The sequence below is a fragment of the Ruegeria sp. F11 genome (genome assembly GCF_056533855.1).
Genome location: NZ_JBQFOW010000004.1, coordinates 19,745 through 42,889, shown reverse-complemented (window position 1 = coordinate 42,889; position 23,145 = coordinate 19,745). Strand labels below are relative to the sequence as shown.

21 protein-coding genes are annotated in these 23,145 nt (G+C 59.4%); 10 read left to right on the top strand and 11 right to left on the bottom strand.

All coding sequences use genetic code 11. The annotated features are described in order from the left end of the window. Positions 1-46: 46 nt before the first annotated feature. From ACR0NJ_RS06370 to ACR0NJ_RS06355, 4 genes are all read right to left on the bottom strand, one after another. Entirely contained in the window at positions 47-685 is a 639-nt protein-coding gene (locus tag ACR0NJ_RS06370; RefSeq protein ID WP_480816292.1) for a nucleoside/nucleotide kinase family protein, read from the bottom strand. Further along, positions 682-1,458 carry an ATP-binding cassette domain-containing protein gene (locus ACR0NJ_RS06365; RefSeq protein WP_480816291.1) on the bottom strand — a complete coding sequence of 259 codons (777 nt, stop codon included), beginning with the start codon at positions 1,456-1,458 and terminating at the stop codon, positions 682-684. Before ACR0NJ_RS06365 ends, ACR0NJ_RS06370 begins: the two co-directional genes overlap by 4 nt. Continuing rightward, positions 1,458-2,531: an ABC transporter permease gene (locus tag ACR0NJ_RS06360; protein ID WP_480816290.1), complete on the bottom strand. Its 1,074-nt coding sequence runs from the start codon at positions 2,529-2,531 to the stop codon at positions 1,458-1,460. The genes ACR0NJ_RS06365 and ACR0NJ_RS06360 overlap by 1 nt, the downstream gene beginning before the upstream one ends. A gap of 113 nt (positions 2,532-2,644) precedes the next feature. Beyond that, on the bottom strand, positions 2,645-3,664 hold the full coding sequence (locus tag ACR0NJ_RS06355) for a substrate-binding domain-containing protein (protein ID WP_480816289.1): 1,020 nt from the start codon (positions 3,662-3,664) through the stop codon (positions 2,645-2,647). Between the two features lie 182 nt (positions 3,665-3,846). Between ACR0NJ_RS06355 and ACR0NJ_RS06350 the strand changes: the two genes are divergently transcribed. The 4 genes from ACR0NJ_RS06350 to ACR0NJ_RS06335 all read left to right on the top strand — a co-directional run bounded on the left by ACR0NJ_RS06350 (position 3,847) and on the right by ACR0NJ_RS06335 (position 10,124). Next, on the top strand, positions 3,847-5,043 hold the full coding sequence (locus ACR0NJ_RS06350) for an ROK family transcriptional regulator (RefSeq protein WP_480816288.1): 1,197 nt from the start codon (positions 3,847-3,849) through the stop codon (positions 5,041-5,043). A 98-nt stretch (positions 5,044-5,141) separates the two neighbouring features. Beyond that, a complete protein-coding gene (locus ACR0NJ_RS06345; RefSeq protein WP_480816287.1) occupies positions 5,142-7,319 on the top strand; it encodes a Tex family protein in 2,178 nt (725 codons plus the stop codon). A gap of 208 nt (positions 7,320-7,527) precedes the next feature. After that, positions 7,528-8,925, top strand: coding sequence for a bifunctional enoyl-CoA hydratase/phosphate acetyltransferase (locus ACR0NJ_RS06340; RefSeq protein WP_480816286.1), 1,398 nt, complete (start codon positions 7,528-7,530; stop codon positions 8,923-8,925). Beyond that, on the top strand, positions 8,922-10,124 hold the full coding sequence (locus ACR0NJ_RS06335; protein WP_480816285.1) for an acetate/propionate family kinase: 1,203 nt from the start codon (positions 8,922-8,924) through the stop codon (positions 10,122-10,124). Before ACR0NJ_RS06340 ends, ACR0NJ_RS06335 begins: the two co-directional genes overlap by 4 nt. 31 nt (positions 10,125-10,155) lie before the next feature. Here ACR0NJ_RS06335 and ACR0NJ_RS06330 read toward each other — a convergent pair whose 3' ends face one another. The 5 genes from ACR0NJ_RS06330 to ACR0NJ_RS06310 form a co-directional block, all read right to left on the bottom strand. Then, positions 10,156-10,932, bottom strand: coding sequence for a citryl-CoA lyase (locus tag ACR0NJ_RS06330; RefSeq protein ID WP_480816284.1), 777 nt, complete (start codon positions 10,930-10,932; stop codon positions 10,156-10,158). Further along, on the bottom strand, positions 10,929-12,116 hold the full coding sequence (locus ACR0NJ_RS06325) for a CaiB/BaiF CoA transferase family protein (RefSeq protein ID WP_480816283.1): 1,188 nt from the start codon (positions 12,114-12,116) through the stop codon (positions 10,929-10,931). The genes ACR0NJ_RS06330 and ACR0NJ_RS06325 overlap by 4 nt, the downstream gene beginning before the upstream one ends. Next, positions 12,106-13,617: a tripartite tricarboxylate transporter permease gene (locus tag ACR0NJ_RS06320; protein ID WP_480816282.1), complete on the bottom strand. Its 1,512-nt coding sequence runs from the start codon at positions 13,615-13,617 to the stop codon at positions 12,106-12,108. Before ACR0NJ_RS06320 ends, ACR0NJ_RS06325 begins: the two co-directional genes overlap by 11 nt. A 1-nt stretch (position 13,618) precedes the next feature. Next, positions 13,619-14,101: a tripartite tricarboxylate transporter TctB family protein gene (locus tag ACR0NJ_RS06315; RefSeq protein ID WP_480816281.1), complete on the bottom strand. Its 483-nt coding sequence runs from the start codon at positions 14,099-14,101 to the stop codon at positions 13,619-13,621. 67 nt (positions 14,102-14,168) lie between these two features. Then, the gene (locus ACR0NJ_RS06310) at positions 14,169-15,149 is read right to left on the bottom strand and encodes a Bug family tripartite tricarboxylate transporter substrate binding protein (protein ID WP_480816280.1); all 981 of its coding nucleotides are present in this window, start codon (positions 15,147-15,149) and stop codon (positions 14,169-14,171) included. A 108-nt stretch (positions 15,150-15,257) separates the two neighbouring features. On the opposite strand from ACR0NJ_RS06310, the gene ACR0NJ_RS06305 reads away from it, so the two are divergent. From ACR0NJ_RS06305 to ACR0NJ_RS06295, 3 genes are read left to right on the top strand one after another with little or no spacing between them, the layout of a single operon-like run. Next, on the top strand, positions 15,258-15,926 hold the full coding sequence (locus tag ACR0NJ_RS06305) for a response regulator transcription factor (protein WP_480816279.1): 669 nt from the start codon (positions 15,258-15,260) through the stop codon (positions 15,924-15,926). After that, positions 15,916-17,283 (top strand): sensor histidine kinase, encoded by a 1,368-nt coding sequence (locus ACR0NJ_RS06300; protein ID WP_480816278.1) that lies wholly within the window; start codon positions 15,916-15,918, stop codon positions 17,281-17,283. The genes ACR0NJ_RS06305 and ACR0NJ_RS06300 overlap by 11 nt, the downstream gene beginning before the upstream one ends. After that, positions 17,262-18,269, top strand: coding sequence for an ABC transporter substrate-binding protein (locus tag ACR0NJ_RS06295; protein ID WP_480816277.1), 1,008 nt, complete (start codon positions 17,262-17,264; stop codon positions 18,267-18,269). Before ACR0NJ_RS06300 ends, ACR0NJ_RS06295 begins: the two co-directional genes overlap by 22 nt. Here the strand turns inward: ACR0NJ_RS06295 and ACR0NJ_RS06290 are convergent. Further along, positions 18,256-18,657: a winged helix-turn-helix transcriptional regulator gene (locus ACR0NJ_RS06290; RefSeq protein ID WP_480816276.1), complete on the bottom strand. Its 402-nt coding sequence runs from the start codon at positions 18,655-18,657 to the stop codon at positions 18,256-18,258. The two genes, ACR0NJ_RS06295 and ACR0NJ_RS06290, sit on opposite strands and share 14 nt — an antisense overlap. Positions 18,658-18,786: 129 nt before the next feature. Here ACR0NJ_RS06290 and ACR0NJ_RS06285 point away from each other — a divergent pair, with 129 nt between their 5' ends. From ACR0NJ_RS06285 to ACR0NJ_RS06275, 3 genes are all read left to right on the top strand, one after another. Further along, positions 18,787-18,999 (top strand): hypothetical protein, encoded by a 213-nt coding sequence (locus ACR0NJ_RS06285; protein ID WP_480816275.1) that lies wholly within the window; start codon positions 18,787-18,789, stop codon positions 18,997-18,999. After that, on the top strand, positions 18,986-19,705 hold the full coding sequence (locus ACR0NJ_RS06280; RefSeq protein WP_480816274.1) for a glutathione S-transferase family protein: 720 nt from the start codon (positions 18,986-18,988) through the stop codon (positions 19,703-19,705). The genes ACR0NJ_RS06285 and ACR0NJ_RS06280 overlap by 14 nt, the downstream gene beginning before the upstream one ends. 464 nt (positions 19,706-20,169) lie before the next feature. Further along, positions 20,170-21,957, top strand: a complete 1,788-nt coding sequence (locus tag ACR0NJ_RS06275) for a DUF4422 domain-containing protein (RefSeq protein WP_480816273.1) — start codon at positions 20,170-20,172, stop codon at positions 21,955-21,957. A 127-nt stretch (positions 21,958-22,084) separates the two neighbouring features. On the opposite strand, the gene ACR0NJ_RS06270 is transcribed toward ACR0NJ_RS06275, so the two are convergent. Next, entirely contained in the window at positions 22,085-23,116 is a 1,032-nt protein-coding gene (locus ACR0NJ_RS06270; RefSeq protein ID WP_480816272.1) for a sulfotransferase domain-containing protein, read from the bottom strand. Between the last annotated feature and the right edge of the window lie 29 nt (positions 23,117-23,145).

Sequence of the window (23,145 nt, the reverse complement as noted above, 5' to 3'; positions counted from 1 at the left end):
AGCATGATACCGCGTTCGGGGCTGTGGCGCGAATGTCAGGTTTGGACTATCCAAGCACCACGTCGCCGGGCAACGAGTGCGAGACGACGCGTCGGGCGTTGGGGATGTCATTGGCCAGCGCCCGGTCTTTGGCCGCGCCGGGCGTGAGGCCATGCGACAGCCACCTGTCCGTCAGCCGGGTTTCGAGGGTCTGCAGATCGACATCCAGAAACACCCGGACCGACCACAGGCTTTGCAACTCGGCCCAGCCGGGTTCATCCAGCAGCAGGTAGTTGCCTTCGACCAGAACGATCCGCTGCTCCTTCGTGACGATTGATCGGGCAGCGATGGCTTTGTCCAGATCCCTGTCGAACTCGGGGACGGCGACATCGTCTTCAGTCTTCAGGCGGATCAGAAGCGCATGGAAACCCGCGACATCGAAGGTTTCCGGCGCGCCCTTGCGGTGCAGCATGTCGCGCGCGGTCAGGATGGCGTTGTCGTAGTGAAACCCATCCATGGACAGCAGACCGGTAGGATGCCCGCGCTGGTTCAGCTCTGCCTGCGCCAGTGCCGCGACCGTCGACTTGCCCGCACCCGGCGGGCCGGCCACAGCTACCAGATGCCGCCCGCGCTGGGGTGGTAACGCGGCAGCGGCATCGGCGATCCGCTCTGCCAGCGCTGTGGGAGAGGCGGTGTTGTTGCTCACGCCGCCTGATCCTCGGCGGGCGGTTCCTTGGCGCCGGTCATGAAGGCCACGGCGTCAGACATGGTGTAGTCCTTGGGGTCGATCACGCAGAGCCTTTTGCCCAGCCGGTGCACGTGGATGTGGTCGGCGACCTCGAACACATGGGGCATGTTATGGCTGATCAGGATGATTGGGATGCCGCGGGACTTTACGTCAAGGATCAGTTCCAGTACCCGGCGGCTTTCCTTTACCCCTAGGGCGGCGGTGGGTTCGTCCAGGATGATGACCTTGGATCCGAACGCCGCCGCGCGGGCCACAGCGACACCCTGCCGCTGACCGCCCGAAAGCGTCTCGACCGCTTGATTGATGTTCTGGATCGTCATCAGGCCAAGTTCACTCAGCTTGTCGCGGGCGAATTTCTCCATCGCTGGGCGGTCGAGCATTCGGAACACGGACCCTAACGGGCCTTTGCGGCGAATCTCGCGCCCCATGAACATGTTGTCGGCAATGGACAGGGCAGGGGACATCGCAAGCGTCTGATATACGGTTTCGATCCCGGCCTCGCGCGCGTCGATGGGCGAGTGGAAATTCACCTTGTGCCCGTCGAGCCAGACGTCGCCTTCGTCCGGTGTGACCGCGCCCGACACCGCCTTGATCAGGGTGGATTTGCCAGCGCCGTTGTCGCCGATTACCGCAAGAATCTCACCGGGCATCAGGTCAAAGTCGCACTGGTCCAGCGCCGTGACCTTGCCGTAGCGTTTCACAAGGTTTCGTCCTTTGAGAATGGGTTCCATCACGCGGCCACCTTTCTGATCCACTGGTCCACGGCAACGGCCGCGATGATCAGGATGCCGATCAGCAGGAAGGTCCACTGCGCATCCGCGCCCAGCAGGCGTAGGCCCAAAGTAAAGACGCCGACAATCAGGGCCCCGAACAGCGATCCGAGGATCGAGCCACGCCCCCCGAACAGGGAAATGCCGCCGATCACAACCGCAGTGATGCTTTCGATATTCGCCAGTTGCCCCGATGTGGGTGAAACAGACCCGATCCGGCCAATTAGCGCCCAGCCCGCGAAGGCGCAGATCAGGCCCGATAGCATGTAGACCGACATCAGCGTGCGGTGCACGTTGACGCCGGACAGTTCCGCCGCTTCGGGATCGTCCCCCACCGCATAGACATGTCGGCCCCAGGCGGTATGCCGCAGCGCATAGGCAAGGCCTAGGATCAGCACCAGCATGAAGATCACGCCAACGGTGAAGACCGCGCCGCCCACGTTGAATTTGGCCCCAAACAGCTGGAGGATGGGTGCATTGTCCTCGATATCCTGCGAGCGGATCGTTTCGTTTTGTGAATAGAGGAAATTCGCCGCCAGAATGATTTGCCACATGCCCAGCGTCACGATGAAAGGCGGCAGTTTGATGCGGCTGACCAGGAAACCGTTGACGGCCCCGATGGCGGTTCCGACCGCCAGCCCGCACAGGATCGCAACCGAGGGAGGCAATCCGTAGCGGAAGGTGAACTGCCCCATTACCACCGAGGACATTACCATGATCGCCCCGACGCTCAGGTCGATGCCCGCTGTCAGGATCACAAGGCTTTGCGCCGCCGCCACGATGCCGACGATTTGCACCTGCTGCAGGATCAGGGTCAGCGCGAAGGGCGAAAAGAACTTTGCCCCAAGCAGAACGCCAAAGATGACGATCGCGGCGACAAGGACGATCAGCGGCACGAGAGATGGGTTGATATGCAGAAAATGCTGTATCGTCCCGACGAAACCCCGATGGTGATCGTCAAACTCGGCGACCTGTTCCGGGCTGCCCTGCGCGGCGGCCTCGAAATCGTCGGATTTCCCGGAAGTGTCGGACATAGAGAATCCCCCATGCGTCAAGCGCCCGTCTTGGGATCACTTTAGCAAGAAATTTGGGTGAGCAGGCAGTTTGGGTCAGGAGGCCGCCTTGGGCAGCCTCCCACAGGTTCAGCTTAACCCCAGCAGAGGTCCATGCCTTCCTTGACCGAGATCGACTCGACGCCATCGGCGGCCTTGTCGGTCACAAGGGCCACACCGGTGTCATAGAAGTCTTTGCCCGGCGTGTTCTCGGGCTTCACGCCCTCATCCGCCCATTTCTTCACGGCTTCCACACCCAGCGAGGCCATCAGCAGCGGATATTGCTGCGAGGTTGCGCCGATTACACCGTCAGCGACATTCTGAACACCGGGGCATCCGCCATCGACCGAGACGATCAGCACGTCATTTTCACGCCCGATGGCCTTGAGCGCCTCATATGCGCCAGCGGCGGCCGGTTCGTTGATCGTGTGCACGACGTTGATGGTCGGGTCCTTGGCCAGAAGGTTCTCCATCGCGCGGCGGCCGCCCTCTTCGTTGCCTGCGGTGACGTCACTGCCGACTAGACGCGGGTCATCCTCGTCCCCGATCACATTGGGGTCGGCCAGTTCAACACCGAAGCCCTGCAGGAAGCCCTGATTGCGCAGAACGTCCACGGTCGGCTGGCTGACCGCCAAATCCAGCGTGGCGATCTTGGCGTCATTGGCCGCATCTCCCAGCGTGGCCTTGGCCCACTGGCCGATCAGGAGCCCGGCAAGGAAATTGTCGGTGGCAAATGTGGCATCTGCCGAGTCGATGGGTTCAAGCGGCGTGTCCAGCGCGATCACCAGAAGCCCCGCATCCCGCGCCTGTTCCACGGCGGGGACAATCGAAGAGGTATCCGACGCGGTCAGCAGAATACCCTTTGCCCCGTCCAGAATGCAGGTCTCAATCGCTTGGACCTGAGTTTCGTGGTCGCCATCGACCTTGCCCGCAAAGGCTTTAAGGGTCATGCCCAGTTCTTCCGCCTTGGCGGTCGCGCCTTCTTTCATTTTAACAAAGAACGGGTTGGTGTCCGTTTTGGTGATCAGGCAGACGGTTTCGCCCGCTGCCATCGCGCCACCGGTTCCGGCAGCCAAAGCCAGCGCTGCTGCGCCCGCGAGGTTCGCAAGTTTCATCTGTAGTCCTCCCATTTTCTCCCATGCCCGTGCGGGCATACGGGTGATCGGGCGGAAATCGACCCGACCCCACAAGAAAATCATCCCAAGATTCGAAATCTGAGTCAATAAATAAATCACTCTTAATTATTATTGACAGAGATTGGCGATTTTCCCATTCTTCAAGGCAGGGAGGGGCAATTTTGTCTGCCGATACAACACAGGACAACAGCCCGTCAGAACCGGTTTCGGGCGTGCGGGGCACCAACCAAAGCGGTATGCGCGCGCGTAATGAACGCCTTGTGTTGTCCCTTGTGCGCAGGCATCAGGCGCTGGCCAAATCCGAGATCGCGCGGATGACCGGCCTGTCGGCGCAGACGGTTTCGGTGATTATGCGCCAGCTTGAAAAAGACGGGCTGTTGCTGCGCGGTGAGCCGGTGCGGGGCAAGGTCGGACAGCCTTCGGTGCCCATGCGGCTGAACCCCGAAGGCGCGCTGTTCTTCGGGCTCAAAATCGGACGGCGCAGCGCTGAATTGGTGCTGACGGATTTTCTTGGCAATGTCCGGCAGCGCGCTCGGCGCACCTATGATTATCCGACCCCGGACGCGACGCTGGATTTTGCAAACGAATATCTGGGGCAAATGATGTCGGGCCTGTCGCCCACCGCGCAGACGCGAGTGGCCGGGCTGGGGATTGCGATGCCGTTCTATCTGTGGAATTGGGCGCAAACCCTGCAAGTCCCGCAGGCGAAAATGGACCCTTGGCGGGAGACGGATATCAAGGCCGCTCTGGAGCAGACCTGCGACATCCCGATTTTCGTGCAAAACGATGCAACAGCCGCCTGTGGGGCCGAACTGGTCTTTGGTCCGCAGGAAGGGCCACGGGATTTTCTGTATTTTTACTTGGGGTATTTTATCGGTGGCGGTGTGGTCCTGAACGGCTCGATCTTTTCGGGCCGGGGAAATGCCGGGGCGCTTGGGCCGATGCTGGTTCCGACCGGGGCGGGGCAGGTACAGCCATTGATTGATGTTGCGAGCCTGTACACGCTGGAACGCTCTGTCGCTGCGCGCGGGCAGGGGGCTTTGGTCTGGGAAACGACCGAGCATTGGGACGTGCCCGAGCCGCTTTTGAGCGACTGGCTGGATCAGGCAGCCCATGGGCTGGCCCATGCGATTGCGTCCTCGTGCAGTGTCATCGACTTCGAATGTGTGAAGATTGACGGCTGGCTGCCGCTGCCCGTCAAGGCGCGTCTGATCGAGGCAGTCACGGCCCGGCTGTCACAGTTGAACCTGACGGGTCTTGAACGTCCGATGATTGCCGCCGGCACGGTCGGCCCCGATGCGCGCTCGCTAGGCGCGGCGAGCCTGCCGCTGTCCGAGCGCTATCTGGTTGAGGCGTGACCTTGTCGTTGGAAATGTAACGGGTAGGTTCGAACCCTCTTTCCCTCCCTGAAACGGCTGGCTAAGAAACCCCTCCAGCCCAGTGTCAGGAGGACCCCTTGAACCGCATCGCCCGCACCATCGCCACCGAAATCAACGCGCGCCCCGAACAGGTCAGCGCGGCGGTCAACCTGCTGGATGACGGGGCCACCGTGCCCTTTGTTGCGCGCTACCGCAAAGAGGTGACGGGCGGGCTGGACGACACGCAATTGCGCACCCTGTCCGAGCGGTTGGTTTACCTGCGAGAGCTAGAGGCGCGGCGCGAGGTGATCCGGAACTCGATCAAGGAGCAGGGCAAGCTGACCGACGATCTGGCCAGATCCATCGCGCAGGCCGATACCAAGGCGCAGCTTGAAGATATCTATCTGCCCTACAAACCCAAGCGCCGCACCAAGGCGAAGATCGCCCGGGAAAACGGGTTGGAGCCACTGGCGGACGCCATTCTCGGCGACCGCAACGCTGACCCCGAGGGCTTGGCGGCAGGCTATGTGTCTGATGCGGTGCCGACGGTGAAAGACGCCCTGAACGGCGCGCGGGATATTTTGACCGAACGCCTGACTGAAAACGCCGCCCTGCTGGGTGAGTTGCGCAGTTTCATGCAACGCGAAGCGGTGCTGAGCGCGCGGGTGATCGAAGGGAAAGAGAAAGACGGCGCCAAGTTCAGCGACTATTTCGACCATTCCGAACTGTGGTCCGGGGTGCCCTCGCACCGGGCGCTGGCGATGCTGCGCGCGTCGAAAGAGGGGATTGTGACGCTGGATATTGCGCCGGAACCGGAATTCGGCGCGGCGCGGGCCGAAAACATTGTGGCGGCCCATCTGCAGACGCGGGGCAGCGGGTCGGGTGACGTGTGGCTGCGAAAAGTGGCGGGCTGGACATGGCGGGTGAAGCTGTCACTGTCGATGATGGTCGAGTTGATGGCCGACTTGCGCAGCCGGGCGCAGGATGAGGCGATTCAGGTCTTCTCGCGCAATCTCAAGGACCTGCTGTTCGCCGCCCCGGCTGGCGCGCGGGCCACGCTGGGTCTGGACCCGGGTATTCGGACCGGGGTGAAGGCGGCTGTGGTCGATGCAACCGGTAAGCTGGTTGCAACCGATACGCTTTACCCGTTTCAGCCCAAGAACGATTTGCGCGGCGCGCAGGCGGCGATCCTGAACCTGATCTCGGCCCATGGGATCGAACTGATCGCCATCGGCAACGGTACCGCCAGCAGGGAAACCGAACGGATGGTCGCAGACACGCTGAGCCTGCTGCCGAAATCGGCCAAGGCCCCGACCAAGGTAGTGGTGTCCGAGGCGGGTGCCTCGGTCTATTCAGCCTCGGAACTGGCGGCGCGGGAATTTCCCGACCTCGATGTCTCGCTGCGCGGCGCGGTGTCGATTGCCCGCCGCCTGCAAGACCCGCTGGCGGAACTGGTCAAGATCGAGCCGAAATCCATCGGTGTCGGGCAGTATCAGCATGACGTGGACCAGCACCGCCTGTCGCAATCACTGGACTCGGCGATTGAGGATGTGGTGAACGCGGTGGGTGTTGACCTGAACACAGCCTCGGCCCCTTTGCTGTCGCATGTCTCGGGCCTCGGGCCGTCGCAGGCTGAGGCCATCGTGGCCCATCGCGACCTGAACGGGCCGTTCAACTCCCGCAGCGACCTGCTGAACGTGGCGCGGCTGGGTCCCCGCGCGTTCGAACAATGCGCGGGCTTTCTGCGCATCCGCGATGGGGCCGAGCCGCTAGATGCGTCCTCGGTCCACCCCGAGGCTTATGATGTTGCGCGCCGCGTCGTTGCGGCCTGCGGGCGCGATATCCGGCAGATTATGGGCCATGACGGGGCGCTGAAACGGCTGCGGGCCGAGCAGTTCGTCGATGACCGGTTCGGCCTGCCCACGGTGCGCGATATATTTGCCGAGCTTGAAAAGCCCGGTCGCGATCCCCGGCCCAGCTTCGTGACCGCCTCATTCACTGACGGGGTCGAGGACATCACAGACCTGAAGCCGGGGATGATGCTGGAAGGCACGGTCACCAACGTCGCGGCCTTCGGCGCGTTTGTGGATATCGGCGTGCATCAGGATGGATTGGTCCATGTCAGCCAACTGGCCGACCGTTTCGTCAAGGACCCGCATGAAGTCGTCCGGACCGGTCAGGTCGTCAAGGTCCGGGTGGTCGAGGTGGACGTGCCCCGCAAACGCATCGGGTTGAGCATGCGAAAGAACGCAGGGGCGAACCGCCGAAAAAACTGACAGATACAGATCTCTTCGGGCACCTTGTGCGTCTTGTCACGCCATTGTTAAGACGATGCTGCATAGCAGCATTGACGCAGCGGTGTTGGAAATTGACATTTTATAGTGATATTTGCCGTCCGCACGACGGATCGCCAGAAGGGCGCGGTTCGGCGTGGGTTCGATTGAAGAAAGGCGGGCAGGCGTCCGAAGGCGGGTAGAGCAAGACATGCAATATAAGAACAAACCCTATGACCGCCTGGAAATTGGCGACACCGCAGAATTGCTACGCAGCTGTTCCGTTGACGATTTCTATGTGTTCGCCAACAACTCCGGCAATCACAATCCGCTGCATCTGGCGAACCAAGACGGCGACGGCGACAACATCCCCGAGGCCGTCGCGCCCGCCATGTTCGTTGGCGCGCTGATCTCGGCCGTGCTGGGCAACATCCTGCCTGGGGCGGGCACGTTGTACAAATCGCAGAACCTCGAATTCTCGGCACGCGCCTATGCGGGGGATGAGCTTTTGTCCAAGGTCACAGTCCTTGAAAAGCGCCCAAACCGCGAGGTTCTGTTCGACACAAGCGTCTCTCGCGTCTCGGACGGGGCTGTGATTGTCAGCGGTCAGGCGGTCGTGATCGCGCCGGAAAAGGAGATGGTGTTTGCCGAGCTGGACCTGCCCGGTCTGGTCGTCAAGCGGCACCGCCATTTCGATGCCCTGCTGGAAAAGGCCCATTCCCTGCCCGCGATGCCCACGGCGATTGTCGCCCCGGAAGAGCCGAACTCGCTGGGCGGGGCCCTGCTGGCCGCGCGCGAGACGATCATTCAGCCGATCCTCATCGGGGATCCGGACAAAATCACATCGGCTGCGGATGAGATCGGGGCATCGCTGGACGGGATCGAGATCGTACCGGTGCGCGATCACTTCACCGCCGCGAACACGGCGGTGGATCTGGTCGCCGAAGGCCGTGCCAATGCGCTGATGAAGGGGCATCTGCATACGGATGAGCTGCTCAAGGCGGCGTTGCGGCGCGATGACGGGCTGCGGACTGGGCGTCGGTTCACTCATGTGTTCGTCATGGACGTTCCCGGCCAGCCGCGGCCTTTGCTGGTGACGGATGCCGCGATCAATATCGAGCCCGATCTGGAAACCAAAATCGATATCACCCAGAACGCGATTGATCTGGCGCTGTCGCTAGGGATCGAGGAGCCTCGGGCCGGGGTGCTGTCAGCGATTGAGACCGTGAACCCGGCGATCCGGTCGTCGGTCGATGCAGCGCTGTTGTCGAAAATGGCTGAACGCGGCCAGATCAGAGGGGGTCTGGTGGATGGCCCTCTGGCCATGGACAACGCCGTCAGCCTGGCGGCGGCGCGCACCAAGGGGATCGTGTCGCGGGTCGCCGGGCAGACCGATATTCTGGTGGTGCCCAATCTGGACGCGGGCAACATGATGGCCAAGCAATTGACGTTTATAGCAAATGCGGAAGGGGCCGGGGTGGTGATGGGAGCGAAGGTTCCGATCATCCTGACCAGCCGGGCGGATGATGACAAGGCGCGGTTGGCCTCATGCGCCGTCGCCGCGCTGCACGCGGCGCGCCTGTCGGCAATGGCAGGAGGGATCAGATGACCCATGTCGTCACGTTGAATGCGGGATCGTCATCGCTGAAGTTCGGCCTGTTCGAATTGGGCGGGTCGGACCCGGTTGCGGTCTGTACCGGGATCGTCGAACGGATCGGTGAATCCGGGTCGACCCTGCGGGTCAAAACAGCGGCCGGCACGGCCCTTGCCAATGACGCAGCCGGAGAGATACCGGATCATACCGCCGCGCTGGACTGTGTGCTGGGCGTACTGGACCGCGCATATCCCAATTGCAAGGTAGAGGCCGTCGGCCACCGCATCGTCCACGGCGGGCCGGATGCCACAACTCCCCTGCCGCTGACGGCGGCGTCGATCGAGGCGCTGGACAAGCTTTCCCCCTTTGCGCCGCTGCATCAGCCGCACAATTTGGCCGGTGTCCGCGCGGCGATGCAGCGCTTCCCGAACGCGGCGCAGATTGCCTGTTTCGACACCGCCTTCCACCGCAATCACCCGTGGGAGAACGACGTTTTTGCACTGCCGCGCGAGTATTATGACAAGGGCGTGCGCAGATACGGGTTTCACGGACTCAGCTACGAATTTATCTCGGGCCATCTGGCCGAAACTGCCCCTTTGCTGCATGCGGGCCGGGTCGTTGTTGCGCATCTGGGCAACGGTGCGTCGATGTGTGCGATGATCGGCGGGCGGTCCGTGGGCTCGACCATGGGGTTCTCGGCGCTTGATGGCCTGCCGATGGGCACCCGATGCGGGCAGCTTGATCCGGGCGTTCTGCTCTACCTGATGGATCAGGAGGAGATGAGCGCCGCAGAAATTTCGAACCTGCTGTTCAAGAAGTCCGGTCTGCTGGGACTATCGGGCCTGTCGAATGACATGCGCACGTTGGAACAGGCGGACACGAAAGAGGCACGGCAGGCGATCAGCTATTTCAATTTCCGGCTACGGCGAGAACTGGGCGCGATGACCGCTGTTCTGGGGGGGATCGACGCGCTGGTGTTTACCGGTGGAATTGGCGAGAATTCGCGACTTGTTCGTGAACGGGTTTGCACCGGAATGGGCTGGCTGGGAGTTGAACTAGACCCGAATGCCAATGCGGATAATGAAAAGATCATCTCGACCGATCTGTCCCGGGTCGCTGTCATGGTGGTTCCCACCAACGAAGAACTGGTCATCGCCCGCGCGGCGGCTGATCTGATGGCTGTTGAAACGCCCGAGTTTCGTAAGGGGGCGTAGGGGACATCCTCGAGGGGATGTGGTGGTGGCGCTACTGGTTGCCTTCACCGGTGTATGTCCAGCGATAGTGCGGCGGTGTCGGCCCCTTGTTGCGGCCGCCTTGCTGCATCTGCTCCCACGCATGGGCCAGAATCCCGACTGAGCGGGACAGGCAGAACAACCCGCGCGCCAGCGGCGGCGCGAAGCCGAGTTCGGCGTAGATGACCGCCGTGGCCCCGTCGATATTCATCGGCACGGGCTTGCCTTTGCGGCGGGCCAGTTCCGCCTCGATCTGCAGCGCGATCTGGCGGTATTTGCCCTCGCAGGCCCCGTCGGCCACCGCTTTCGTAACCAAATCCATCAGACGCGGTGCGCGTGGGTCCGTGGGGATGTGAAACCGATGGCCGAAACCCGGCAGGATTTTTCCCTGCGTTGCGATCCAGTCGTCCAGCACGCCCTGCAGGCCCTTGGGGTGGTCTTCCACGAAGTGATACAGGCCAACCGCCTGCTCTCCCGCGCCGCCATGAACATCGCCCAGCATGTTCACGGCGCTGGCCATCGCGTTATTCAGCGGCAACCCGCAGGTCACCGCCATGCGGGCAGTTGCGATCGAGGGGGCTTGCGGACCGTGATCCACGGCGGCCACCAAAGCGGCCTCGAACAATTGCGCTTGCGCTGCAGTGGGTTGGTCGCCGCGCACCATCAGCCAGATCATCTCGGCAAAGCTGAGATTGCCGATCAGGTCCTGAATCGGATGCCCGCGCAATTCGATCCGACCGGGCTCCATGTCGATGATCGCAGTTTTCCACCAGTCGGACACGTCGCTCATATCACGCCCTCGCGGCTTAGGGCGTCGATCTCAGGCTCCGACAAACCGAGTTCGGACCAGATTGTGGTGTTGTCGGCCCCAAGTTCTGGCGGTGCGCTTGCGGGCATCCGGCGGGTGCCATCCATGACCACCGGGCTGCCTGCCAGCTGCATTTCTTCGCCCTGAACATTGAGTTTTCCGATCAGCCCCCGGTCGGCCAGTTGCAGGTCCGACAAGGCCTCGGGCACCGTCAGAACCTGCCCGGTGGGCACACCCAGGGAGTTCAGGTCGCGGACCCAGTCGCTTGCCGGTCGTGTGCGCAGCGCTTTCTCCAACTCTTCTCGCAGCGCGTGGCGGTTCCGTTTCCGATCCTCGCGGGTCGCATAGTCGGCGTGATCCAGCAGGTCCCCCCGCCCAAGATGCTGGGCGAGGGCCTGCCACTGCTCGTCGCGATTGGCCGCGATGTTGATGGGGCTGTCGGCTGTTGCGAAGGTGCCGGACGGGGCAGAGGTGGTGTTTTCGTTACCATGCGCGCCGGGGGTCACACCGCCGACAAGATAGTTCGAGACCACCCAGCCCATGGTCGAGATCACGGATTCGGACATAGCCACGTCCAGAAACGCCCCGCGCGGGGTGGCATTCAGCGCGGCGGCCACGGCAAAAGCGGCAGTCATGCCGCCGACCGTATCCGCAAGCGGATAGCCGACCCGGTAGGGCGCGGTGTCCGCAGCGCCGGTGATGGACATCACGCCGCTGATGCCTTGCACGATCTGATCATAGGCCGGATCATCCCGGCGCGGCCCGTCCTGTCCGAAACCACTGATGGCGCAGTAGATCAAACGTGGGTTTTCGCGGCGCAGCACGTCATATCCAAGGCCAAGACGGTCCATGACGCCGGGGCGGAAGTTTTCGACCAGTACATCCGCTGTGCGCACCAGCCGTTTGAGCAGGTCCTTACCCCGATCGGATTTCATATCCAGCGTGACAGATTTCTTATCCGCGTTCTGAGCCAGAAAGCTGATCCCCATCCCCGCTTTGTTGCGGTCGGGATCAGCCCCCAGAACGCGGGCAAGGTCGCCGCCGCCGGGACGTTCGACCTTGATCACCTCGGCCCCCATCAGGGCAAGCTGGTAGCAGCAATAGGGTCCGGCCAGAACGTTGGTCAGGTCCAGAACCCGTATGCCAGCAAGCGGCTCAGTCGCCATCCGCGATCCCGGCCGCCCGCGCCCGGGCACGCCGCGCGCGGTAGCTGGGCAGCAGCACCAGAAGGGCGGCGATCACCAGCAGGCCCAGCGTCATCGGACGTTCCCAGATGAACGCGATGCCATCGTATAGCTGCATGGAGCGGGCAAAGTTATCCTCCATCATACCGCCGAGGATGAAGCCGATCAGCAGCGGGGCCAGCGGGTAATCGGCGAACTTGAGCGCGGTGGCGCAGATGCCGAAACCCACAAGGATCAGCAGCTCGGTCGCGTTGTTCTGCCCGATATAGGCGCCCATCAAGGTGAAGAACAAAATGAACGGGATCAGGAAGTTGCGCGGAACGGCCAGAACCTTGGCGATATAGGGGATCAGCGGCAGGTTCAGGATTAACAGGACCAGATTGCCGATGAACATCGACATGATCACGGCCCAGAAAATCTGCGGATCGTCGATCATCAGCCGCGGTCCCGGCGTGACGTTCAGCGCAATCAGCGCGCCCAGAAGGATAGCCGTGGTGCCCGAGCCCGGAATGCCCAGCGTCAGCAGCGGCACGAAAGAGCCGGTGCAGGCGGCGTTGTTGGCCGTCTCGGGCGCGGCAAGGCCCTTGATCGAACCCTTGCCGAATTCTTCCTGTTCCTCTTTCGGGGCGATGTTGCGTTCGACGGCGTAGCCGAGGAAGCTGGCGATTGTGGCACCCGCACCGGGCAGAACGCCTATGAAGAAGCCTTGTACCGACTGGCGGCCCACGACAGGGGCGATGGCTTTGGCCTCGTCCTTGGTGATGCGCAAGTCTTTGATCTCGCCGTCATCGCCCTTCAGGTCCTTGGGTTTCAAGACCAGAAACAGCGCCTCGGGCAGGGCGAACATCGCCATGGCGAGGGTGATGAAGCCAAAGCCGGATTGCAGGTCCATGATGCCCATGGTGAAACGCGGCAGGTTGAACAGCGCGCCTTCGCCAACAGTTGCCATGATCAGGCCAAGGACGGTCATGATCATCGCCTTGGCCACCTGACCGGACCCGGCAAAGGCGGCGATGGCCGACAGGCCGACGACCATCAGGGCAAAATACTCGGCAGAATGGAACAGAAGCGCGACCGAGGACAGGGCCGGGGCGAAGACCATCAAAAGCACCGCACCCAGCGTGCCACCCGCGAAACTCGCGATGGCGGCAATGGTCAGCGCTTTGCCGGCCTTGCCCTGACGGGCCATCGGATAGCCATCAAAGCTTGAGGCCACCGTGCCCGCGACCCCCGGCGCGTTCAGCAGGATGGAGGAGGTCGAGCCGCCAAAGATGGCCCCGTAATATACGCCTGCCAAAAGGATCAGCGCGGCTGAGGGATCGCCCATGGAAATCGCGACCGGGATCATGATAGCGATGATCGACATCGGGCCGAGACCCGGCAACATGCCTATAAATGTGCCGATCAGACAACCCGCGACAACCATCAGCAGGTTTTGGATTGAGAATGCCGTTTGCAGGCCGATCAGAAGTCCTTCAAGCATGTCAGCCTCCGAAAAAGCCCGGCAGGGGGCGCATGTAGATGCCAAGAACTTCCTGAACCAGATACCAGACGAACCCGGTGGCGATCAGGGCGACGGGCAGCATGATGTGCCACTTGCGCTCGCCCAGAATAAACGAGCCAAGGATCAGGAAGGCCGAGGTTGAGATCAGGAACCCGACAGGGCGCAGGCACAAGGCGTAGACCACCATCAATGCCAGCAGCATCAGGGCTTGACCAAGGTGGTACTCGCCCAACCGCCGGTAGTCGATATCCGCCTCTTTCAGTTCGGATTTCTCGAACCCCAGCAGGATGATGGCCGAGGCGATGATGCCCAGAACCGACAGCACTTTGGGAAAGGTGCTTGGCCAGATGGGGTTGCGCTGCATGAAAGGGGGCAAGCTGCCATCCATCGTGAACCAGGCGGCGTAGCCATAGGTCATGCAGACCCCAAGCAGAATAAGCGCGATCCAGCGATCCAGCGCCATGATGTCCCCTCCCTTATATGGTCTTTGAGTGTGGCAGAGCGGCGAACCGCTCTGCCTTGGGTGGTGCTTACAGGAAGCCCAGCTTCTTCATCAGATCGCTGATCTGCTGTTCCTGCTGCTCGAGGAAGGTCGAGAAGTCGTCGCCCGAGTTGTGGATGTTGACCCAACCGTTGCGTGAGCGTACCTCTTCCCATTCAGGGGTGTCATACATCTTTGCGATGGCGTCCTGATAGGCGACCAGCTTATCCTCGGGCAGGCCGGGGGCAGCAAAGAAGCCGCGCCAGTTGACGAAGGTGGTGTCGATACCCTGTTCCTTCATGGTCTGCGCATCGGGGGCTGCGTCCACACGGTCGTCCGACGTTACGCCGATGATTTTCACTTCGCCCGCGTTGGCCAGATCAACCGCTTCCGAGAAGCCGGTGGACAGGGCTGCGATCTCACCCGACAGCAGGGCTGCCATGGCTTTGCCGCCCGCGTCATAGGGGATGTACTTGACACCCAGCGCGTCCTTGCCAGCTGCTTCCATCACCATTGCGGCAACCAGATGGTCCATGCCGCCCGGGACTGAGCCGCCGCCGATGGCCGTACCCGACGGGTCGGCGTCAAACGCGGCCAGGAGATCTTCCATCGAGTTGATCGGGCTGTCCTTGCCCACAACCAGCGCCGCGTAGTCACCGATGGTGCCCGATACCAGCGTCAGGTCGCGGAAGTTGTGCGGGAACACGCCAGTCAGCGAGCGGATCACGATGGGGGTCGAGTTGACCATCAGCGTGCCATGGTTGCTGTCTGCGTTTTCAATCAGAAAGCCGATGGCCTTGCCGCCACCGCCGCCGGACATGTTCTCGTAGGAGGCGGTGCCCACAAGACCCGCCTTGGTCAGCGCCTCGCCCGTGCCGCGCGCGGTGCCATCCCAGCCGCCGCCTGCGCCGCCGGGGATCAGAAAGTGGATGCTGTCCACGACCTGCTCTTCCGCCAGCGCGGGGCCGGTCAGGCCAACAGCAGCCACGGCTGCGATCAGGGCGCGGCGGCCCAGTTTGAATGTCGTCATGTTTTCCTCCCATTTGACAATCGGCCGCAGGGCGGCTCAGATCATGCTGGAGAAAAACACATCAACCTGACATCAACCTGTCACGCGCGAAAAAACTGCTGGGACGCGATGAAATTTCTGCTGGTCGAAGATAATCAGGACCTCGCGAATGCGATCAGTTCCCGTATGCGGCTGGACGGCCATGTTGTTGATCACGCAGCGAAATTAGAGGATGCGACGGCCTTTGTAGAAACCGGCGAATATGACCTGATCCTGCTGGACATCATGCTGCCCGATGGCGACGGGCGCGATTTCCTCAAACGTCATCGGGCCAGTCATCTGGACACTCCTGTCATCGTTTTGACCGCGCGCAGTCAGGTCTCGGATCGAATCGGCTCGCTTGATTTGGGGGCGGATGACTATGTCACCAAACCTTTCGATCATGCCGAGCTTGAGGCCCGATGCCGCGCCGTTTTGCGCCGACAGTCTGGTATTTCGAAATCGACGATTGAATTTGGCGGCATCGTCTTTGACCCGGTGGCTGGTCATCTGACCGTCGGCGGGAATGCCGTGCCGCTCAGAAACCGCGAACTGCGCCTACTTGAGCTGTTCGTAAATGCCCCCGGTCAGGTATTTTCGAAACAGAAGCTGGCCGATCGGCTGTTTTCCTATGACGAAGATGTTTCGGACAACGCGATCGAGGTTTATGTGGGCCGCCTGCGCAAACATCTGGAGAAGTCTGATCTGAAAATCACCACCCTGCGCGGGTTAGGCTACAGGCTGGATCATGGCGGCTAGTCCAACCGTTTCCGGATCGCTGAGAAACCGTTTGGTGTTGACCCTGATCGGCGGGGCAGCGATCCTTGCGCTGCTGCTGTTTTTTGCGGTGCGCAACTACGCCGCCCAAGTGGCGCAGCAGGGGCAGGACAACATTCTGGGCGCGTCGGTGACGTCGATATTGGACGCAGCCGCCCTGCGGGACGGAGAGCTTGAGGTCGACATCCCCTATGCGGCGTTTTCGATGCTCACCACCCCGGCGGATGACCGGGTGTTCTACGCCATTTTCCAGGACGGAGAGTTCCTGTCGGGCTATCAGGATTTACCGCTGACCCAAGTGGCGGCAGATGGCAGATGGGCGTTCCGGTCCGGCGAGGTGCGCGGCGAAAACGTCCGTCAGGTCAGCGCCAGCCGGACGCTGGTGGGGCTGGGCCGACAGACCGAGATTGAGGTGGCGCTGGGCCAGACGCAGGACGCGCTGGCCGAGACGCTAGACCAAATCTCGCGCAATGCGGCGCTGCTGGGGCTGGGGTTCTTTGCGCTGGCTGCCGGGCTGTCCTTTTGGGCGACCTCATCGACCATCGGGCAGCTTAACAAATTGACCCATTCGGTCACGCGCCGGGGTCCGCAGGACCTTAGTCCGTTCCGAAAGCCGGTACCGCGTGAAATGGCACCGCTGGTCACATCCCTGAATTCGCTGATGGGGCGGCTGGACCAGTCGCTGAGCCAATCCGAAGATTTCATCGCCGAGGCCGCACATCGGGTGCGGACGCCGCTGGCGACGGTGCGATCCTATGCCGACGCCACTCTGCACCGGGTTGAAAAGGAAGAAAACCGCGAGGCGTTGCGATCCATGGTCCGGGCCATCGACGAAAGCTCGCGCGCGGCGGGGCAGTTGCTGGATCACGCGATGATCACCTTCCGCGCCGACCATCTGGTGCGCGAGGATATTGATCTGGTCGCCCTGATCCGCGAGCTTGTGCAACGGCTGACCCCGATTGCCGAGATGAAGGACCTGTCGCTGTCGCTGACCGGGGACCCCGAACTGACCTATTCCGGCGACCCGATCCTGATCCAGAACGCGGTGCGCAACATGATCGACAACGCGCTGAAATACGCGCCAGCGGACAGTACAGTGGTCATTGACGTCGCGGCCGATCCGGGCGTTCAGATCAGGGTCATGGATCAGGGCCCGGGCTTCCCTGCGGATGAGATCGAAACGCTGACCCGCCGGTTCGAGCGGGGCCAGAACGCCACGGGCACCATCGGCTCGGGGCTGGGGCTGACCATCGCGCAGGATGTTGCCACGGCGCATGGCGGATCACTTGCGCTGACCAACCAACCGGAGGGCGGCGCATGCGTTATCTTATCGCTCTGATCCTGTGCCTGTTTTCCGCAGCCGCATGGGCCAGCGAATGGGAGGACCAGCGGGTCTTCAACCCGGACGCCGAAGGCGCGCGCCTGCGCGTGATCTCCAGCACCGATACCGCCCTGTTCGCGCCGATTATCGAGGGGTTCGTGGCCGAGAACCCCTCGATCTCGGTCGAATATCTGGTGACCGGCACCGCCGATATCGACAGGCTTGTCCGGGCGATGCCCGATGCGTTCGACATCGTCATCTCCAGCGCCATGGACCTGCAGCTGAAACTGGCCAATGACGGGTTCGCCTTGCCGGTTGAAGACGTCGACCTTCCACCCTGGGCCCAATGGCACGACCGCCTGTTTGCCTTCACCTCTGAGCCCGCGACAATCGTGGTCAATCGCGACGCGTTTGCGGGCGGGCCGATCCCGCAAACACGGCAGGACCTGATCGAAATCCTGCGCGCGCGCCCCGAGGAGTTTCGCGGCAAGGTCGGGACCTATGACATCCGCCAATCCGGGCTGGGCTATCTGTTTGCCACGCAGGACGCCCGCGCGTCTGAGACCTATTGGCGGCTGATGGAGGTTTTGGGCGGGCTCGATGTGCGCCTGTATTGCTGTTCCGCCGATATGATCAACGATCTGGCCGACGGAGAAATCGCTGTCGCCTATAATGTGCTGGGCAGCTACGCCGCTGTCAGGGCCGAGGGGAAAGACTCGCTTGAGATCATTCTGCCATCGGATTTCCAGACCACCATGATGCGCACGGCGATGGTCTTGCAGGACGCCCAAGACCCGAAATCCGCCGCTATGTTCGTGCAGCACCTGATCGCGAAAAACAGTGAACCCTCGGGCGAGGGGTTCGCGCTGCCCCGGCTGGTGTCCGGCACCGAAACAGATGAGCGTGCAGCCATATCGCTGGACCCGGCGTTGCTGACCTTTCTGGACCGGTTGAAGCGCAAGAAATTCCTGTCGGAATGGGAAAACGCGGTTATTCAACGCTAGCGGGTGCTTTGGCCTGAGTAACGTCGGCAAGGGTTTGCGGCAGGCCGTCGCTCCACTTCCGAAGTTCGTCCAGAAACCCCAGCGCGGTGCGCCCAAAGTCGGTGACCGAGTACTGGACTGACACCGGCGCGGTATCCATTACTTGCCGGTGGACAAGACCCTGCGCCTCAAGCTGCCTCAGGCGTTCCGAGATCATCTTTTTGCTGGCCCCGCCGATCATCCGGGACAGGTCATTGAAACGAACCGGTTCGTCCCGCAGATGCCACAGGATCGATCCCGTCCATTTGCCACCGATAATCCGCATGCCGCGTTCGATGGCGCAGGGCTCGGTGCAGGCGTGGGCCACGGTGCGGCGACCTTTGGCGTCTTCCTCGATCATCGCATGCATCGCGCGGCTCCATCTCGTTTCAGACGGTTACAAAAAGTATACTGGTTGCTTTTCTTTTCTTGCGTGCCCAATTTCTGCTCAGGCCCCCCTGTAAGTCAAGGAGGCAGCTTTGGCCTTGAGGATATGGATATGAGCAACATCCTGCCTGTGAACGACACGCAACTTTACGAATTCGCGCCCGGACGTCTGAACGCCAGCTTGACCGAACGGGCACGTGCCCAACTTTCTGAGCGGGGGCATGTATTACAGGTCACCTCCGCGGCCAATGTTGACAATTCCAAGGCCGAAGTTGACGCACATCTGAACCCTTTGTTTGTCGAGGTCGAAAATGTCCCAGCCTGATATCCATCTCTACACCGCCGGAACGATGAACGGCTACAAGCCGGTCATATTCCTTGAAGAAGCAGACGTTCCGTACGACCTGACCCATGTCAACATTTCCAAACAGGAACAGAAAGCGCCCGACTATCTGGCGTTGAACCCCAATGGCAAGATCCCGACGATCTACGACCGGGCCGAAGGGCGCGCGATCTTTGAAAGCGGTGCGATCTTGTGGCATCTGGCCGAAAAGTATGGAAAGTTTCTGCCAACCGACCCGGTTAAACGGTCGGAAGTCCTGCAATGGGTGTTCTTTCAGGTCGGCCACGTCGGCCCGATGATGGGGCAGGCAATGTATTTCCAGCATATCGCCGCCCCGAACGGGCACGAGGAACCGTTTTCCATCCGCCGCTACGTCGATGAAAGTCGTCGACTGCTAGAGGTGATGAACACCCGGTTGGACGGGCGCGACTGGATCGCTGCCGGGGAATACACCATTGCGGATATGATGCTGTACCCGTGGGCGCGCGCCTATGTCTGGGCGAGGGTCGAGGTTGATGACCTGCCGCATCTGAAAGCGTGGTTCGATCGGATCGACGCCCGGCCTGCGGTGAAAAAGGCGCTGACCATTCCCAAGGCGAACCCGCAATTCTGGGACAAGGACGCCGACGCCAGCGCCTTTGCCAAAGAAAACGCCGCCCGGTTTGCGGGCGACGTCAAGAAAAGCTGAGCCAAAGTGTTGATGGCTGGCTTATTTTAGGGAAGAGCTATTGAGCATACTCATTTGACTGACCCAATTTGATTGTTGATTTGGCGTGCTACAGGGTCGCCGCCGCCTCTGCCAACCCGATCTATCAACACCAGACGCACCTTAGGTGACTAATTGCCTTGAGAACTTAAGAGCTCAAATCCGAGACGGCGTCGTCCAAGGTCAGGGAACCACGCAGAATAAGGCCATATTTTACACGCTACAAGAGAACCGCAGAGCTCCTTCACCATATCGGACGTTCCTCTTGGGCGTTGCCCCAAGATATTTTCGGCTTCATTCAACAGACAAGCGGCTGCGGCTGCTCTTGTCGGGCCACCATCTGCTAGTCTGACACTCTTATGTTTCGACTTTTGGTGGCTGGCCAAAAACAAATTACCCCTCTAAAGGTCTCTTGTGCGAAACTGGGTCTAGAAAGCTCTGTACCTATGAAAAAATCCGATATTTTTGTGGGTGTTTGCTATCATAAGCAATCACCGGTGATTTCCACTGAGATACTCAATCCCATTCATGTTGGTGCTGCGTCTTCTCAGGTCAAACTGGACTTTGCAATTGCTGATAATACTGGCACCAACATTTCGGACAAGAATCGGAAATGGTGCGAACTGACTGCAGCTTATTGGATGAAACACAACGTTGACGCTGATTTCTACGGCTTAATGCACTATCGTCGGCTGCTTTCTTTCTCTCCCAAAATCAAATCAGATAAGTCTTTTGTTTGGGCAAGAAAATCGGATTTTAAGCGTTTTGCTTGGGATGATCAGTCGATACGAAATCAAATGAATGTATGCGACATTGTAACCCCTCCGCTCTACAGAATTCATCCGGCTGGCTTACCGGAACTCTTGCTTACGAATTATGACATGTACGCTCGCGATCACTTCGTTAAGGATATGGACATATGTCTGGATGTTTGTCGTGAGTCTAATCGTGACTTATTCCCGTTTCTGCTTCAAACGCTGAACGACACGAAAACGCGTTTTGGTAACATGTTCGTAATGCGCCGTGAATTGTTCTTCGAGTACACAGATTGGATTTTTCCAATCTTGGAAAACACAGAGCGCCAGATTGACAGTTCAAACTACGACAACTACCAATCCCGTGTAATTGGCTTTTTGGCGGAGCGATTGACAGAATCTTACTTTCGCTATGCTCAAACGGTTAAGGGCGCAAGGGTCAAGGAATGCCCAGTTGCATTTGCGGCCAAGCCTCCTCACAAAGCTCTGGTGGCCAGTAAACTGAAAACCGCTGAGAGACAAATACCAAAAAAAACGGCTTCTTCGCACGTGCCGAACGAACCAATAAACATTGCGTTTGCGATCGACGAGGTCTATGCAAAGCATGCTGCCGTTTCACTTCATTCGGTCCTATTGAATGCTGAAACTCCGGCTCGTTATAACAGCTATGTCTTCCATAAAGGCGATTTGACACCGGACTCCCGCCAGAAACTTGAAGCCGTCTCCAGTAACTTTAGCGCGCGTATTGAATTTGTCGAAGTCCCTGTGGATAGTCTGCAGTGGCTGCCATTGAATCGGCCTCACATTTCTTTGACAACATATTATAGATTGGTCATGGACAAGTTTCTGCCTTCTCACGTAAAACGCGTGATCTACATGGACGCAGATACTGTTGCTACTTCGGCGCTAGAAGAGTTGTGGGATACCGATCTTGATAGTCGCATTATTGCGGGTGCACCCGACGAAGGCGGCGTTCAACAGTCTCGACGCCTTAGATTGAGTACAACCCATCCGTACTTCAACGCCGGTATCTTGATATTGGATATTGCAGGGCTCAGGCGTATGGATTTGCATGCTTCTGTTTTGAATGCGTTTGAGCAATACGGAAAATTCATTACGCTGCAAGATCAGGACTTGCTTAACATTATTTTCGAAAACCGCACCACGAGTCTTGACCTGAAATGGAACGTAAACAACCGGATCTTCTTGAAAAACGAACTGGACCCCGCATACTCTGACGAGCAGTCCGACGCTGCCGCCGCTGACCCTGGCATCTTACATTTTACCGACAAGCGCAAACCTTGGCACCTAAAGTGCTACAACCCATACTATGACTTGTACTGGTTTCATCTCAACCAAACGCCTTGGGCTGAGACCAAGTTGGGAAAAATGCGGCGGAGGGTTATGCGAGCATTGTGGTGCCGCTTCAACTCACGTTACAGACAGAACATATCTGAAGTCTCTCGGTGCCTTCCATAGATCTGATGCACTGCAAATGATTTCGATAGCTACATAAACCCGATTAGTCTGAGCGACCTAAAATAAGTTGGATGGCTGACATACGCCGTTGTCTCCTGAGTGAGGAAATTCAACCTGTAGTCACAATTTATTTGAGAAACATTTCATACTTGTCCGAGAATTCTTTCAAGCCGCAAGGTCCAGCAGCAAAATCTGCGATTGCAGGGTCGTCGAAATACGTTAAGTCTCTTCTCCGGTTCCGATTTGACTGGGTAGACGTAGGTTTTCCGATTGCTTTAGACATAGCGAAGGACAAATCCGAAATAACTTGGCGACGTTTTTTGGATTTGAAAATTTTTCCGTTTCTTTCAATTATTTTCCCTTTCGATAGATCTTCAAAACAAAAGAACGGGCCAAGGGACGTTAGTATTCTGTTGTGATCCACAATGCTTTTTACATCTTGCGACAAAAGGAAAGCCTTGAACCTATGTTGTTCAGGTATTGAGCGCCAGAGATGGCTCCGCGCAGTGGGTTTCTGTTTAGCTAAGGCGAAGTGATATAGCGAAACCAGTTGTGACCTAGGATCTCTAACTGCATTGATAACCTGTACTTCCTGATCTATAATACTGTTAAGGGCATTCCGACTCCCAATATGGCCGACTAAAAACTCTCCATGGGACAATATGCGCGAAACTACATCAGCTGGAATGTCAACTCTACGCCCGTCTGGATCCCAGTGAATCTGGTTGTCAGGAGTATTGCGGTTATCGTGAAAAAAGTGATCTGCCAGATGCAAACGTACTTGCGAATAGCCTGATATCGACAAAGCTTCCGCCAGCAGGTAAGTGCCCGCCTTAGGCACAGTATTGACAACAACTTTCGGCAGATCGCTTGGTTTTGGTGCCCCTAATCCAAAAATGTGCTTTAAATAGTGTTTCGCACCCGATACTCTCCGAAAATTTGGACCATCTTTTTCTCGCTCAAACTCAACAGTTTTTCGACCGTCATCGGCCAGCAAAATTAGATTTTTCCCATCAAATGAAAACCGCGATTCCTTTTTATTTGAATAGCCCGTAATTCGACCGCTACTGTCGAAACACATGAAACCAAACGGTTCTCTACCCACATGCCCATAGTGGTAGATTTGCCTGAAAAGACTAAATTCACTGGCGTTCTGCAACTCGTGGCCTCATATCTTGTCCAAGATCA

What these genes read in the sequence shown, in the direction of transcription:
- ACR0NJ_RS06365 (WP_480816291.1), bottom strand. Translation starts at nt 1,458, where the DNA reads ATGGAACCCATTCTCAAAGGACGAAACCTTGTGAAACGCTACGGCAAG.
- ACR0NJ_RS06360 (WP_480816290.1), bottom strand. Translation starts at nt 2,531, where the DNA reads ATGTCCGACACTTCCGGGAAATCCGACGATTTCGAGGCCGCCGCGCAG.
- ACR0NJ_RS06355 (WP_480816289.1), bottom strand. Translation starts at nt 3,664, where the DNA reads ATGAAACTTGCGAACCTCGCGGGCGCAGCAGCGCTGGCTTTGGCTGCC.
- ACR0NJ_RS06340 (WP_480816286.1), top strand. Translation starts at nt 7,528, where the DNA reads ATGCAATATAAGAACAAACCCTATGACCGCCTGGAAATTGGCGACACC.
- ACR0NJ_RS06335 (WP_480816285.1), top strand. Translation starts at nt 8,922, where the DNA reads ATGACCCATGTCGTCACGTTGAATGCGGGATCGTCATCGCTGAAGTTC.
- ACR0NJ_RS06330 (WP_480816284.1), bottom strand. Translation starts at nt 10,932, where the DNA reads ATGAGCGACGTGTCCGACTGGTGGAAAACTGCGATCATCGACATGGAG.
- ACR0NJ_RS06325 (WP_480816283.1), bottom strand. Translation starts at nt 12,116, where the DNA reads ATGGCGACTGAGCCGCTTGCTGGCATACGGGTTCTGGACCTGACCAAC.
- ACR0NJ_RS06320 (WP_480816282.1), bottom strand. Translation starts at nt 13,617, where the DNA reads ATGCTTGAAGGACTTCTGATCGGCCTGCAAACGGCATTCTCAATCCAA.
- ACR0NJ_RS06315 (WP_480816281.1), bottom strand. Translation starts at nt 14,101, where the DNA reads ATGGCGCTGGATCGCTGGATCGCGCTTATTCTGCTTGGGGTCTGCATG.
- ACR0NJ_RS06310 (WP_480816280.1), bottom strand. Translation starts at nt 15,149, where the DNA reads ATGACGACATTCAAACTGGGCCGCCGCGCCCTGATCGCAGCCGTGGCT.
- ACR0NJ_RS06305 (WP_480816279.1), top strand. Translation starts at nt 15,258, where the DNA reads ATGAAATTTCTGCTGGTCGAAGATAATCAGGACCTCGCGAATGCGATC.
- ACR0NJ_RS06300 (WP_480816278.1), top strand. Translation starts at nt 15,916, where the DNA reads ATGGCGGCTAGTCCAACCGTTTCCGGATCGCTGAGAAACCGTTTGGTG.
- ACR0NJ_RS06295 (WP_480816277.1), top strand. Translation starts at nt 17,262, where the DNA reads ATGCGTTATCTTATCGCTCTGATCCTGTGCCTGTTTTCCGCAGCCGCA.
- ACR0NJ_RS06290 (WP_480816276.1), bottom strand. Translation starts at nt 18,657, where the DNA reads ATGCATGCGATGATCGAGGAAGACGCCAAAGGTCGCCGCACCGTGGCC.
- ACR0NJ_RS06285 (WP_480816275.1), top strand. Translation starts at nt 18,787, where the DNA reads ATGAGCAACATCCTGCCTGTGAACGACACGCAACTTTACGAATTCGCG.
- ACR0NJ_RS06280 (WP_480816274.1), top strand. Translation starts at nt 18,986, where the DNA reads ATGTCCCAGCCTGATATCCATCTCTACACCGCCGGAACGATGAACGGC.
- ACR0NJ_RS06275 (WP_480816273.1), top strand. Translation starts at nt 20,170, where the DNA reads ATGAAAAAATCCGATATTTTTGTGGGTGTTTGCTATCATAAGCAATCA.